This window comes from Rhizobium sp. AB2/73, assembly GCF_020871915.1.
Taxonomy (GTDB): domain Bacteria; phylum Pseudomonadota; class Alphaproteobacteria; order Rhizobiales; family Rhizobiaceae; genus Rhizobium; species Rhizobium dioscoreae.
Genome location: NZ_CP067071.1, coordinates 3,574,088 through 3,588,227 on the forward strand (window position 1 = coordinate 3,574,088; position 14,140 = coordinate 3,588,227).

The following is a 14,140-nucleotide window of genomic DNA, read 5'->3' on the forward strand; positions in this document are numbered from 1 at the left end:
AATAGTGGATGGCCGGAAAACAATTCCATTACCTATTACCTATTACCTATTACCTATTACCTATTACCTATTACCTATTGCCTCTGCTTGCGGCGCAGGCGGATCACGACGTCGACATGGGCGATTTCCATGCCCTGCGGCGGTTCGGGCAGATTGTCGATCGTCAGGTTGCTGATCGGGATATCCAGCACCTCATTGTGGCCTTCCACGAAAAAGTGATGGTGGTCGGAGACATTGGTGTCGAAGTAAGTCTTGGTGCTTTCGACGGCGAGCACGCGGATCAGCCCCGCCTCGGTAAATTGATGCAGCGTGTTGTAGACGGTCGCGAGCGAAACCGGGACGCCGGCCGCAACAGCTTCCTCGTGCAGTTCTTCCACCGTCAGATGCCGGTCGCCCTTGGCGAAGAGGAGGTCTCCCAGTGCGATCCGCTGTCGGGTCGGTCTCAGGCCGACATTGCGCAGCCTGGTTTCGATCGCGATTTCGGCATCTTCCGCCATTCAGGGACTCCGGATTCCTGATCTCTATAATTCTTTACTAAGCCATATAACTTTTGCCTTGATTGCTTTCAATAGTTTCCATGGGGTGGGAAGGTGCTCAAAAGCCGGAAAAATCGGGCTTTTGCCGCATTTGGCACTGGTAGCAGCTCTGGCGTTCCTGTATGCGACCACCACATAGGAGCTACTGTGTTCGATCGAACGGCTGAATGAGAGTGTGATGGTTACGCTTCATTTTCTGTCGATCTTGCACTAAAGCTTCACATCCATCGGCATTCATGCGGGGGAAACGGAATTTTTATGACGACGAGACAATCCAGCTTCAATTACGAGGAAATCCTGTCCTGTGGCCGCGGCGAGCTGTTCGGCCCGGGCAACGCACAGCTTCCCCTGCCACCGATGCTGATGGTCCATCGCATTACAGATATTTCCGAAACGGGCGGAGCCTTCGACAAGGGCTATATTCGCGCCGAATACGACGTGCGCCCCGATGATTGGTACTTCCCCTGCCATTTTGCCGGCAATCCCATCATGCCGGGCTGCCTCGGCCTCGACGGCATGTGGCAGCTGACCGGCTTCTTCCTCGGCTGGCTCGGCGAGCCCGGCCGCGGCATGGCGCTTTCCACTGGCGAAGTGAAGTTCAAGGGCATGGTTCGTCCGGACACGAAGCTTCTCGAATACGGCATCGACTTCAAGCGCGTCATGCGCGGCCGCCTCGTCCTTGGCACCGCCGACGGCTGGCTGAAGGCCGATGGCGAGACCATCTATCAGGCGACGGACCTGCGCGTGGGCCTGTCCAAGGACAAGGTTGCCTGAACCGCGGCACCGCCGCTCCAAAAAGACAGATGTTTTAGAAAAGGTCATCGACATGAGACGGGTAGTTGTTACGGGTCTGGGTATTGTCTCTTCGATTGGAAACAATGCTCAAGAAGTGACCGCCTCGCTGCGCGACGCCAAATCCGGCATTTCCTTCTCCCCCGATTTCGCCGAGCACGGTTTCAAGTGCCAGGTCTGGGGCGCGCCGAAGATCGATACGACCGACCTGGTGGATCGCCGCGCCATGCGCTTCCTGTCGCAGGGCGGCGCCTGGAACCACGTCGCCATGAAGCAGGCGATTGCCGATAGCGGCCTCGAGGAAAGCGATATCACCAACGAGCGTACCGGCATCATCATGGGCTCCGGCGGCCCGTCGACGCGAACGCTTATCGAGGCGGCTGATATCACCCGCAAAAACAACAGCCCGAAGCGCATCGGCCCCTTCGCGGTGCCGAAGTCGATGTCGTCGACCGCCTCGGCCACGCTGGCCACCTGGTTCAAGATTCACGGCGTCAACTACTCCATCTCGTCCGCCTGCTCGACCTCGGCGCATTGCATCGGCAATGCCGCCGAAATGATCCAGTGGGGCAAGCAGGACGTCATGTTCGCCGGCGGTCACGAGGATCTCGATTGGACCATGTCGAATCTCTTCGACGCCATGGGCGCCATGTCGTCGGACTTCAACGAGAACCATCCGGAAACCGCCTCGCGGGCCTATGACGCCAAGCGTGACGGCTTCGTCATCGCCGGCGGCGCCGGCGTGCTGGTTCTGGAAGAGCTGGAGCATGCCAAGGCCCGCGGCGCCAAGATCTATGCCGAAATCATCGGCTACGGTGCCACCTCGGACGGTTACGACATGGTCGCGCCGTCGGGCGAAGGCGCGGTACGCTGCATGCGCCAGGCGCTCGCCACCGTGAAGGGCGATATTGACTATATCAACACCCACGGCACATCGACGCCGGTAGGCGACAGCAAGGAAATCGGCGCAATCCGCGAAGTCTTCGGCGACAAGATCCCGCCGATCCAGTCGACCAAGTCGCTGACGGGCCATTCGCTCGGCGCAGCGGGCGTGCAGGAATCGATCTATTCGATCCTGATGATGCAGGAGCGCTTTATCGGCGAAAGCGCCCATATCACCGAACTCGATCCGGAATTCGAGGGCGTGCCAATCGTGCGCAAGCGTATCGATAACGCCAAGTTCGATATCGCTCTTTCGAACTCTTTCGGCTTCGGCGGCACCAACGCCACGCTCGTATTCCAGCGCTATAACGGATAAGGCAATGACGGGAATTATGCAGGGTAAGCGCGGCCTCATCATGGGCGTCGCAAACAATCATTCGATTGCCTGGGGTATTTCAAAGGCGCTGGCAGCCGAAGGTGCGGTACTGGCTTTCACCTTTCAGGGCGAAGCGCTCGGCAAGCGGGTGAAGCCGCTCGCTGCCGAAGTCGGCTCGGATTTCCTGCTGCCTTGCGATGTCGAGGATCTCGCTTCGGTCGATGCCGTCTTCGACGCAATCAAGGAGCGCTGGGGCAAGCTGGACTTCATCGTCCACGCCATCGGCTTTTCCGACAAGAACGAGCTGAAGGGGCTCTACGCCAACACCACGCGAGAGAATTTCACCCGCACGATGGTGATCTCCTGCTTCTCCTTCACCGAGGTCGCCAAGCGTGCCGCCGAACTGATGACGGAAGGCGGCAGCATGCTCACGCTGACCTATAACGGCTCAACGCGCGTGATCCCGAACTACAATGTCATGGGCGTTGCCAAGGCGGCTCTCGAGGCTTCCGTCCGCTATCTCGCTGCGGACTACGGCCCGCGCGGCATTCGCGTCAACGCCGTTTCCGCCGGCCCGATCCGCACGCTCGCCGGCGCCGGCATTTCCGACGCTCGCGCCATCCTCTCTTGGAACCAGCGCAACGCGCCGCTGCGCAAGTCCGTCACCATCGATCAGGTCGGCTCGTCGTCGCTCTACCTCCTGTCGGATCTGGCAGCAGGCGTCACCGGCGAAGTCCATTTTGTCGATGCTGGCTACAACATCACTTCCATGCCGACGCTGGAAACGCTGTCGAGCGCAGACGCGGAATAGGCTTCCGATCTCAGTTGTGTCCCCCCGGTTATTGCCGGGAGGATCAATTTCCGGATATCCTTTCAGAGGATTCCCCATGACGTCCATCGACGACGCAGAACCTTTGGCATCGACCGACCGTCTTATCCTCCGCCGCTTTGTGCCGGAGGATTTTGTCGCCTACAGCGCCTATCGCTCCCTGCCGGAGATCTATCGTTTTCTTTATCGCGACCCTCCTTCGCCTGAAGTGATGAGGGAACGGTTCTATATCCGCCTGAACTCCCCTTTCTCCGAGGACGGAGATACGCTGCTATGTGCTGTCATTCGGCGGGAGGATGGCGCTTTGGTGGGTGATGTCAGCCTGACATTTGCAAATAAGGCCGCACTTCAGGCCGAGCTCGGCTATACCTCTAACCCAGCCTATGCCAGGAAGGGATATGCTACCGAGGCGGCCGCGGCCATCATTACCCTCGGTTTCGAAAAATTCCGCTTTCATCGGATCTTCGCCCGGCTGGATGCGAAAAATGCCGGCTCGGTCGGCGTCGTCGAACGGCTCGGCCTGCGCCGTGAGGCGCTTCTGATCGAAAACGATCGCTTCAACGGTGTCTGGGGCGACGAATGCGTGTACGCCGTGCTGAGCCGCGAATGGGCCGCAAGAGCGTCGAAACGAAGCCCCTGAGCCCCGCTTAAAAAATGGCGGCCATCTGACCGCCATCATTCCTTATTTCTTCGCCCAGAGCACCTTGTAGCGGGCGTTGCGGCAAGTCTCGCCGAACTCCTTGAAATTCTCGGCCAGCACTGGTTCGTAGGGCAGGCCGCGATTGGCGACCAGCATTAGCCGTCCGCCGCCGCGCAATGCCGAAGCGGCGGTCTTGATCATCGCCTGGCCGAGCGAAGGTTCGGCGGCATGGCCCTCATGGAAGGGCGGGTTCATGATGATCAGGTCGTATTTGTCCTTGACCGGCTCGCTCGCCAGATCATGCCAGAAGAAGCGCTGAGCGACCTTGGGGCAGTGTGACAGCAGATTGGCGCGTGCGGCCTCCAGAGAGCCGTAATGGGCCTCGTAGAGGTCGATGCGTTCGATCCTCGGCGACTTCATTGTCAGCTCGACGGAGAGGTAACCCCAGCCGGCGCCGAAATCGGCAGCATCGCCGGTAAAATCCGTCGGCAGGCGCGAGGCGAGAAGTTCGGAGCCGGCATCGATACGGTCATGGGAGAACATGCCGGGCGCCGTGGTGAAGCTGTCGTCGACGAGCGTCGCCGGCTTCGCGAGCTGCGCCGTCAGCAGCTTGATATCGGCAGGGCGGGTAAACCAGAAGGCAACGCCGTGATATTTGGGCATGTGCTCGATCGCAAGACCGAAGGCCTCGACGCGCTTGCGCAACGGCTGAATGCCGTCTTCCTTGCCGCCGGCAACGACGATGAGACCGCCTTCCTTTACGCGCCCCAACGCTTCGGCGATGTGATCCTCGTTCTCGCCCTTGTGCTTGCCGCAAAGCACGAGCGCGCCGTCATAGCCTTCGCCTTCGATCTCCGGCGTCACGTTGATGCGCTGCGCCTGCAGCTGGCGATAAAAGGGACGGAAGCCCTGAACGGCGGAAAGCTCGGCGGCGAAGCCCTCCGGCAGCGCAAAGCCCGCCTCGGCGCCGAGGAACAGGATCCGCTGATCTACGCCGGGCGCCTCGACGGTGCCAGAGGCAAAGGGATGAAACAAGGTCTTCAAGGCATCGCGGCTCATGGGCGTGGTCTCGTTATGGGAATGGGTTTCATCTGTCGGATATACGCCATCGTCGTATTCTGGGCTTGCCCCTCACCCTCTCCCGTAAGAACGGGGAGAGGGGACGACGGAGCAAGACAACTACCTCGGCTAAGAGGGTGATCTAGCACGGTCGTTATCCCCTCTCCCCGCAGGCGGGGAGAGGGCTAGAGTGAGGGGCCGTGCACCCAGTTTCTACAAAACGGTCGGCACCGATAATATAAAAAGGGCGCGGAAAAGATCCCGCGCCCCGGAAAGTTTATGAAGGCGCGGGCTTATTCGGCCGCGTCGTCCTTCTTCTTTTCGGCAACGATTTCCTGGCCGGTGGCCTGGTCGACGACCTTCATCGAGAGGCGAACCTTGCCGCGCTCGTCGAAGCCGAGCAGCTTGACCCAGACCTTGTCGCCTTCCTTGACGACGTCCTGCGTCTTGGCAACGCGCTCGGAAGCGAGCTGCGAGATATGGACGAGGCCGTCACGGGCGCCGAAGAAGTTGACGAAGGCGCCGAAGTCGGCGGTCTTCACAACCGTACCTTCGTAGATCTGGCCGACTTCCGGCTCGGCGACGATCGAGTGGATCCACTTGCGGGCCGCTTCGATTTCCTTGCCGGAGGAGGAGGCGATCTTGACGGTGCCGTCGTCCTCGATGTTGATCTTGGCGCCGGTCTTTTCGACGATTTCGCGGATGACCTTGCCGCCGGAGCCGATGACTTCGCGGATCTTGTCGACCGGAATGTTCATGACTTCGATGCGCGGTGCGAATTCGCCGAGCTGGCCGCGACTCTCGGAGATGGCCTTTGCCATTTCGCCGAGGATGTGCAGACGACCGCCCTTCGCCTGGTTCAGGGCGACCTTCATGATCTCTTCGGTGATGCCGTCGATCTTGATGTCCATCTGCAGCGAGGTGATGCCTGCTTCCGTGCCGGCAACCTTGAAGTCCATGTCGCCGAGGTGGTCTTCGTCACCCAGAATGTCGGAGAGAACGGCGAAGCGCTCGTCTTCTTTGATCAAGCCCATGGCGATACCGGCAACCGGCTTTGCCAAGGGCACGCCGGCATCCATCAGCGCCAGCGAGGTGCCGCAGACGGTCGCCATCGAGGAGGAGCCGTTGGACTCGGTAATTTCAGAGACGACGCGCAGCGTGTAGGGGAACTGTTCCACCGACGGGAGCATCGGGTGGATGGCGCGCCATGCGAGCTTGCCATGGCCGATTTCGCGGCGGCCCGGAGAACCCATGCGGCCGGTTTCGCCGACCGAGTAGGGCGGGAAGTTGTAGTGCAGCATGAAGTTTTCTTTGTACATGCCGGTCAGGCTGTCGACATACTGCTCATCTTCGCCGGTGCCGAGCGTGGCAACGACGATCGCCTGCGTCTCACCGCGGGTGAAGAGGGCGGAGCCGTGCGTGCGCGGCAGCAGGCCGACTTCGGCGAGGATCGGGCGAACCGTCTGCAGATCGCGGCCGTCGATGCGGCTCGACGTGTCGAGGATGTTCCAGCGAACGATCTTCGCCTGCAGGTGCTTGAAGATGGCGCCGACTTCTTCGGCCGTGTACTTGGCTTCGCCTTCTTCCGGCAGGAAGTGTGCCTTCACCTTCGCCTTGACGGCGTCGACGGCGGCGTAGCGATCAGCCTTCTGCGTGATCTTGTAGGCGTCGCGCAGTTCGGCTTCGGCGAGGCCGAGCATTTCCTTCTCGAGCTCGGAATAGTCTTCCGGCTGGAAGTCGCGGGGCTCCTTGGCAGCGACTTCGGCGAGCTTGATGATCGCGTCGATGACGGGCTGGAAGCCGCGGTGGCCGAACATGACGGCGCCGAGCATGATGTCTTCAGGCAGTTCCTTGGCTTCGGATTCAACCATCAGAACGGCTTCCTGCGTGCCGGCGACGACGAGGTCGAGGCTCGATTCGTCCATTTCGTCGAGATGCGGGTTCAGCACGTATTCGCCGTTGATGTAGCCGACGCGGGCGCCGCCGATCGGGCCCATGAAGGGGATGCCGGAGAGCGTCAGGGCTGCAGAGGTCGCGACCATGGACAGGATGTCCGGATCGTTCTCGAGGTCATGCTGGATGACGGTGACGACAACCTGCGTGTCGTTCTTGTAGCCTTCCGGGAAGAGCGGGCGGATCGGGCGGTCGATCAGGCGGGAAACGAGCGTTTCGTTTTCGCTCGGACGTCCCTCGCGCTTGAAGTAACCGCCGGGGATCTTGCCGGCCGCGTAGGTCTTTTCCTGATAGTTGACGGTAAGCGGGAAGAAGTCCTGGCCCGGCTTCGGCGCCTTGGCGGAAACGACGGTCGCAAGCACCACGGTCTCGCCGTAGGTGGCGACAACGGCGCCGTCGGCCTGGCGGGCAATCTTGCCGGTTTCGAGCTTCAGCGGGCGGCCTGCCCACTCGATTTCGACGGTATGGATATCGAACATATCTTGTCCTTGCACTATGCGGGAAAAGGCGCCGAGGCCGACGAATTCGGCAGGGCACATCTTCAACCGCACGAAATGTGACGCATCACGGGCAAGACAACGAGAGGCTTTCGAAGGTCGGCCGAAGCGTGAAGCTTCGGCTGAAAGCATCCGGCAATCCTGCCCCATGACAGGTCAACGGTTGTTGTTGGCAGCACCGGCCCATCCGGCCTGCCGGCGGTTTCGCATCGCACCGGCGTAAGGCGCGAGGGAAACTGGTCTCAAGGGTTTATACCCTTCATAAGCATCCGGCGGGCGTTCAGGTGAACGCCCGCCGGAAATTCCGTTAGCGGCGGATACCGAGGCTGGTGATCAGCTTGGTATAACGGCCTTCGTCCTTCTTCTTGAGGTAGTCAAGAAGCGAGCGCCGGCTGGAAACCATCGTCAGAAGGCCACGACGGGAGTGGTTGTCCTTCTTGTGGTCCTTGAAGTGTTCCGTGAGGTTGTTGATGCGCTCGGTCAGGATCGCAACCTGGACTTCCGGAGAACCGGTGTCGCCTTCGGCGGTGGCGTATTCCTTGATCAGCGCAGCCTTGCGCTCAGCAGTGATCGACATCGGATGGTCCTTTCTATGAGAGGAGATTGAAGTCGCCAAACGCCGGGATGTCGTCCAGCATTGGCCGCGAATGCAATCAGGCATGCCTGATGCTGGCGCTGCCTATAAACCAAATGAGCGCCAATGGAAAGAGGGTTCTCCCCGGGGCTCCTTTCAGCGCCCCGCCATGGCATCCCGGATCATGGCATTGTAGCCTTCCGGATCCTGCAGCATGGCGAAATGGCTGGCATCCTTCAGGATGACGAGCTTGGCGCCCGGGATCTCCTTCGCCATCATCTCGGTATGGTCCAGCTTCACCGCTTCGTCATGGTCGCCGATGGCAAGTGTCACCGGCACCGTGATCTTGCCGAGGTCGGCTGCGGTCCATGCCGGCTGCGTCTCCCACATCTTCGAGATCTGTTTGACGAAGGCCTCATATTCGTTCGGGGTCGGCGACAGCTTCCTGTAATAGTCGCCGGCGACGTTGATGTAGTCGTTGAAAGTCTTGTTGCTCATGACATCGGGTTTCACGCCGTCGGTCGTGACATTGGCGGCCTGGGCGATCACGCGCGTCAGCTTTTCGGGATGTTTCATCGCCATGTCGATGCCGATGATGCCGCCATCGGACCATCCAACCAGCGTCACCTTGTCGACCTTCAGATAGTCGAGCAGCGCGGCATAATCCGAGGTCATCAGATCGTAGCCGAAAGACTGCTGGCTGCGCGTCGAGCGGCCGTGCCCGCGGCTGTCGGCGACGATGACGAGATGATCTCTCGCGAAATCGGCGACCTGAGCGCCCCAGACATCGGCATTCCCAAGACCGCCATGAATAAAGAGGATCGGGTCACCTTCGCCATATTCGGCATAATACATCTTGATGTCATTGACATCGGCCATGCCGCTCGCCTTCGGCTGCGGCATTGGCGGAAACGGCGGCAGCCCGGCCCACCGTTCGGCGGATTGGGCGTTCGTCACCGTCAGGAACAGGGAAAGGAATGCAACTATTCCGAATGCAACTCTGCGCATGTTTGCCCCCTATGAACGGGCCATGGAGGCCCGTCGGGGAGCATATCGCATCGCCATTGCCTCGCAATAGCGCTATTTCTGACTGAATTTGCCTAAACGAACACGCGCTTCGGACGAAATTCACCCTGGCCGATCTCGCCGATCGCGATCAGCTTGCCGCGTGCCGTGGCATAGGCCTCGGTTTCAGCAACCGGCGCGTCGCGGCCGCGCACCAGGATCGGGTTGCCCATCTTCAGGCGGTGTGCCTGGTCGTCGCTGATGACGAGATGCGGCAGCGAAGACAGCGCCTCGGCCGTATCGATCAGCAGTGCGTCCAGGGCTGCAAGCCGCTCGTCCGCATCTTCGATCTCTTCCAGCGCCACGAGATCGGCAAGCGGCACCATCGTCTCTTCGGCGAAGGGAGCGACGAAGCTGCGGCGCAGGCCGGAAATATGGCCGTAACAGCCGAGATCGCGACCGAAATCGCGGGCAAGCGCCCGTACATAGGTGCCCTTGCCGCATTCGACCTCGAAATGCGCCGTATTGGCGTCCGGGCAAGCGAGCAGCGTCAGGCGGAAAATCTCGACTTCGCGCGAGGGAATCTCGACCGTCTCCCCTTCGCGAGCAAGGTCATAGGCGCGTTCGCCTGATATCTTGATGGCGGAGAATTGCGGCGGGATTTGCTGAATGACGCCGGTATATTTCGGCAGAAGCGCGCGAATATCTTCTTCGCTCGGACGCTTGTCGGAGGTGGCGGTGACTTCGCCTTCAAGGTCGTCCGAAGCGCGTTCCTCGCCCCAGGTCACGGTGAATTCATAGATCTTGCGGCCGTCCATGACGTAGGGAACCGTCTTGGTAGCGTCGCCGAGCGCGATCGGCAGCATGCCGGAGGCGAGCGGATCGAGCGTGCCGGCATGGCCAGCCTTCTGGGCCTTGAACAGCCACTTGATCTTGGAAACGGCTTCGGTCGAGCCGAAATCCACCGGCTTGTCGAGGATGAGCCAGCCCGAAATCGGGCGGCCCTTGGGCTTGCGTGGCTTGGACATTCTCTGTCTCTGTTATTGATCTTGGTCGTTATCGTCGTCGAGATCACGGCTGACCTCGGGCGAGCGCAGAAGCGCGTCGATCTTCTTGTAATTGTCGAAGCTCGTATCGTCGCGGAAGCGGACTTCCGGCATGTACTTCATCTGGCGAAGCTGCGGGCCGAGACGGCCGCGGATATATTTCGCATGGCGGTTCAGCGCTTCGATGACGGCGCCGTGGTCGGAAACGCCAAGCGGCGTCACGAAGGCGGTCGCGATCTTCAGATCGGGCGACATGCGCACTTCGGAAATGGAGATCACGGTGCGCTCGATCAGGTCGTCGCGCACTTCGCCGCGCTGCAGAACCTGCGTGATCGCTGAGCGCACCTGCTCGCCGACGCGAAGCATGCGCTGCGAAGGCGCGGAAGAAGTTGGTCTGGTCATGGTTGTTCCGTTAGCAGCGTCGTTTGGACGCGATAAAGCGGGTCAAATGACTCGATCCGGCGCAAAGGTCAAGGCTGGACAGGGTTTGCTGCCCGCCAGAAGCCGAGAATCCTTGCGAAAGCGGCATCCTGAGCGTCCTGATTGGCAAAAGCGGATGCCGGGATGTAGGTGATAAAGGTTTCGGTATCGAATTCAATCCGTCCACTGCGGCGGCTGATATTCAAGATCTCGCTCCAGCCAAGCCAAATCGATGTCTGCGTTGAATTCCAGGCGGCACCTTCGGGGGTGATCGTGACAGTGACGATGACATCAGGGCGCAGGCGCGATTGCATCACCCTTAGGCGTCGGCGTGTGGCCCACCTAAAATAGAGCAAGATCAGTGCGTAGCAGATCAGTGTCGGTACGAGCCAAATGATCGCCATCTCACCGAGGCCGATCGATCGCGACAGCCCGAATACGGGAATGAAAACATATTCCCGAAGAAGATGGAAAAAGACGGGAAGCACTGCGCCGACCACGATAGCCGACACGAAGAACCAGGCCGTCTCGCTCTGTGCATTCCTTGGACGGCGAAGGGCAAAACGCTGTCCTGCCTGGCGCATCACGGCGACATGTTCTGCCGGCTGGCGAACGAAGGAGACGATGACGGATTGATCGTCTGCAAGCTCTGTCGTGATCTCCATGGCGTACCCATTTAGCGGCATTTAAAAAAACCGCCGGTTTCGGCCGGCGGTTTTGATATCTAGCAAATCGAAGGATTGCTTACAGCGTGCGCGTGATGTGCTCGACGCGGAAGCATTCGATCGTATCGCCGACGCGGATGTCTTCGTAGTTTTCGAAGGCCATACCGCATTCCTGGCCCATGTTGACTTCCGAGACTTCGTCCTTGAAGCGCTTGAGCGTCTTGAGCTTGCCTTCGTGGATGACGACGTTGTCGCGAACGAGGCGAACGCCGACGCCACGCTCGACCTTGCCTTCGGTGACGCGGCAACCCGCGACCTTGCCGACCTTCGTGATGTTGAACACCTCGAGGATCTCGGCATTGCCGAGGAAGGTTTCGCGGCGCTCCGGAGAGAGCAGGCCCGACATCGCTGCCTTCACGTCATCCACCAGATCGTAGATGATGTTGTAGTAGCGGATCTCGATGCCTTCGCGTTCCGCCAGCGTGCGGGCCTGAGCATTCGCACGGACGTTGAAGCCGATGATCGCCGCGTCGGATGCACCGGCGAGCGAGATATCGGATTCGGTCACGCCGCCGACGCCCGAATGGACGATACGGGCGCGCACTTCGTCGGTGCCGAGCTTTTCCAGCGCGCCGGCAATGGCTTCGATCGAGCCCTGCACGTCGCCCTTGATGACCAGCGGGAATTCCTTGATGCCCGAGGTCTGCAGCTGCGACATCATCTGCTCCAGCGAACCGCGCTGGCCGGACTGGCGAGCGGCTGCCTTGTCGCGGGTGAGGCGCTGGCGGTATTCCGAGATTTCGCGGGCGCGGCTTTCGCTTTCGACGACGGCGAACTTGTCACCGGCCTGCGGTGCACCGGAAAGGCCGAGCAGTTCGACCGGCATGGCCGGGCCTGCTTCCTTCACATGCTCGCCCTTGTCGTTGACGAGCGCACGCACACGGCCCCACTGATCGCCGGCGACGACGATCTGGCCGGGACGCAGCGTACCCTTCTGCACGAGCACGGTGGCGACGGAGCCGCGGCCGCGGTCGAGCTGGGCTTCAATGACCGTACCTTCCGCCGTGCGGTTCGGATTGGCCTTGAGGTCAAGGATTTCCGCCTGCAGCAGGATGGCTTCGAGCAGTTTGTCGAGGTTGGTGCGGTTCTTCGCGGAGACTTCCACGTCGAGCACTTCACCACCCATCGACTCGACGAAGACTTCATGCTGCAGCAGTTCCGTGCGGACCTTCTGCGGATTGGCCTCGTGCTTGTCGATCTTGTTGATCGCCACGATGATCGGAACACCGGCCGCCTTGGCGTGATTGATCGATTCGATCGTCTGCGGCATCACGCTGTCGTCGGCCGCCACCACGAGGATCGCGATGTCGGTCGCCTGGGCACCGCGAGCACGCATCGCCGTGAAGGCGGCGTGGCCGGGCGTGTCGATGAAGGTGATCTTTTGGCCGTTCTGCTCGACCTGATAGGCGCCGATATGCTGGGTGATGCCACCGGCTTCGCCGGCGACCACGTTTGCATGGCGGATTGCGTCGAGCAGCGAGGTCTTGCCGTGGTCGACGTGGCCCATGATGGTGACGACGGGCGGACGCGAAACCAGTTCGCCCTCCTCGTCGGCAACATTGAAGATGCCCTGTTCGACGTCGGATTCCGAAACCCGCTTGACCGTATGGCCGAATTCGCCGGCGATGAGCTCTGCCAGATCGGCGTCGATGACGTCGCCCGGCTTCATCATCTGACCTTCCTTCATCAGGTACTTGATGACGTCGACGGCGCGTTCGGACATGCGCTGCGACAGTTCCTGAATGGTAATGGTCTCGGGCAGCACGACTTCACGCGAGATCTTTTCGCGCGTTTCCTGCATCTGGCTGCGGCGGAACTTTTCCTGGCGGCGGCGCATGGCCGAAAGCGAGCGGCCGCGTGCGTTGCCGTCTTCGTCGACATCGGCGGTGGTGACCGTCAGCTTGCCGCGGCGGCGTTCTTCGTCGGTCTTCGGACGCGTGGTGACCGGCTTCGCCGGCTCAGGCCGGGTGATTTTGCCACGGACAGGAGCACCGCGGGACGGGCCACGGCCTTCCTCATCCTCGTTGCCCGGGCGACGGCGATTGGCCGGCGCTTCCGCGGCGGCTGCGCCGGGGCGGGCGGATTGCGGAGCGGAAGCATCCGGACGGCGTACAACGCCCGGCGCCGCAGCAGGCTGCGTAACCGGCTTCGGAGCTTCAACCTTCGCCTCGACCGGAGCTGCCGGGGTCTGTTCGGCGACCTTGGCTGCTTCTGCGGCGCGAGCGGCCTCTTCTGCAGCACGACGGGCAGCTTCGGCCTGTTCGGCGACGCGGCGTGCTTCTTCTTCCTGGCGGCGGCGCGCTTCTTCCTCGGCGCGACGAACGGCGTCCGCGGCATCGCGGGCCTGTGCGTCAGCCAGCGCGCGGCGACGAGCATCCATCTCGTCGGCCGACAGATGGTTCAGAACCACCGGACGCGACGAGCGCTCCTGCTGCGGGCGCTGCTGATAGCCCTGGTTGGATTGTGCCGGCCGCTGCTGCTGGCCGCCAGGCTGATGAATGCGCGGAGCCGGCTGCGGCGGGCGCGGCGGCTGCGGCGTCGGTTCGGCGACGCGCGTCACCGAGGGCGCCGATGTCGTTACCGGCGTGATTGGCTTTTCGTCTTCAGGACGTAGCGGGCGGCGCTTACGGGTCTCAACCACGACCGCCTTGGTGCGACCGCGGCCCATGTCCTGGCGCACGGTGCCCTGGTTTACGCCTGAAGGCTTCAAGGTGAGGGTCTTCTTACCCGAAACACTCAGCGTCTTGTCGTCTTGATTGTCGGTCATTCCGTTCCTGTTCCTTCGGACAGGGCACGGAAACGTCCG

13 protein-coding genes are annotated in these 14,140 nt (G+C 61.1%); 4 read left to right on the top strand and 9 right to left on the bottom strand.

The genetic code is table 11. The features are described from left to right. Window positions 1-74: 74 nt before the first annotated feature. Window positions 75-497: an iron response transcriptional regulator IrrA gene (gene irrA, locus I8E17_RS17520; protein WP_112722933.1), complete on the bottom strand. Its 423-nt coding sequence runs from the start codon at window positions 495-497 to the stop codon at window positions 75-77. Between the two features lie 297 nt (window positions 498-794). On the opposite strand from irrA, the gene fabA reads away from it, so the two are divergent. The 4 genes from fabA (at window position 795) to I8E17_RS17540 (ending at window position 4,055) form a co-directional block, all read left to right on the top strand. Next, a complete protein-coding gene (gene fabA / locus I8E17_RS17525; RefSeq protein WP_015338264.1) occupies window positions 795-1,310 on the top strand; it encodes a 3-hydroxyacyl-[acyl-carrier-protein] dehydratase FabA in 516 nt (171 codons plus the stop codon). A 52-nt stretch (window positions 1,311-1,362) separates the two neighbouring features. Beyond that, window positions 1,363-2,586 (top strand): beta-ketoacyl-ACP synthase I, encoded by a 1,224-nt coding sequence (gene fabB / locus I8E17_RS17530; protein ID WP_112434869.1) that lies wholly within the window; start codon window positions 1,363-1,365, stop codon window positions 2,584-2,586. Window positions 2,587-2,590: 4 nt separating this feature from the next. Next, the gene (fabI, locus tag I8E17_RS17535; RefSeq protein WP_113366698.1) at window positions 2,591-3,397 is read left to right on the top strand and encodes an enoyl-ACP reductase FabI; all 807 of its coding nucleotides are present in this window, start codon (window positions 2,591-2,593) and stop codon (window positions 3,395-3,397) included. A gap of 76 nt (window positions 3,398-3,473) precedes the next feature. Next, window positions 3,474-4,055 carry a GNAT family protein gene (locus I8E17_RS17540; protein ID WP_113366699.1) on the top strand — a complete coding sequence of 194 codons (582 nt, stop codon included), beginning with the start codon at window positions 3,474-3,476 and terminating at the stop codon, window positions 4,053-4,055. Window positions 4,056-4,097: 42 nt separating this feature from the next. Here I8E17_RS17540 and I8E17_RS17545 read toward each other — a convergent pair whose 3' ends face one another. The 8 genes from I8E17_RS17545 to infB form a co-directional block, all read right to left on the bottom strand. Then, complete coding sequence (locus I8E17_RS17545; RefSeq protein ID WP_113366700.1) at window positions 4,098-5,114, bottom strand: class I SAM-dependent methyltransferase; 1,017 nt, start codon at window positions 5,112-5,114, stop codon at window positions 4,098-4,100. A gap of 293 nt (window positions 5,115-5,407) precedes the next feature. Beyond that, complete coding sequence (gene pnp / locus I8E17_RS17550; protein ID WP_113366726.1) at window positions 5,408-7,546, bottom strand: polyribonucleotide nucleotidyltransferase; 2,139 nt, start codon at window positions 7,544-7,546, stop codon at window positions 5,408-5,410. Window positions 7,547-7,871: 325 nt separating this feature from the next. Further along, entirely contained in the window at window positions 7,872-8,141 is a 270-nt protein-coding gene (gene rpsO / locus I8E17_RS17555; protein WP_069613589.1) for a 30S ribosomal protein S15, read from the bottom strand. A gap of 153 nt (window positions 8,142-8,294) precedes the next feature. Beyond that, on the bottom strand, window positions 8,295-9,146 hold the full coding sequence (locus tag I8E17_RS17560; RefSeq protein WP_113366701.1) for an alpha/beta hydrolase: 852 nt from the start codon (window positions 9,144-9,146) through the stop codon (window positions 8,295-8,297). Window positions 9,147-9,238: 92 nt separating this feature from the next. Beyond that, entirely contained in the window at window positions 9,239-10,171 is a 933-nt protein-coding gene (gene truB / locus I8E17_RS17565) for a tRNA pseudouridine(55) synthase TruB (protein WP_113366702.1), read from the bottom strand. Between the two features lie 12 nt (window positions 10,172-10,183). After that, entirely contained in the window at window positions 10,184-10,591 is a 408-nt protein-coding gene (rbfA, locus tag I8E17_RS17570) for a 30S ribosome-binding factor RbfA (protein WP_069613592.1), read from the bottom strand. A 68-nt stretch (window positions 10,592-10,659) separates the two neighbouring features. Beyond that, complete coding sequence (locus I8E17_RS17575) at window positions 10,660-11,274, bottom strand: hypothetical protein (RefSeq protein ID WP_113366727.1); 615 nt, start codon at window positions 11,272-11,274, stop codon at window positions 10,660-10,662. 79 nt (window positions 11,275-11,353) lie between these two features. Beyond that, on the bottom strand, window positions 11,354-14,101 hold the full coding sequence (gene infB, locus I8E17_RS17580; protein ID WP_113366703.1) for a translation initiation factor IF-2: 2,748 nt from the start codon (window positions 14,099-14,101) through the stop codon (window positions 11,354-11,356). Window positions 14,102-14,140: the final 39 nt, after the last annotated feature.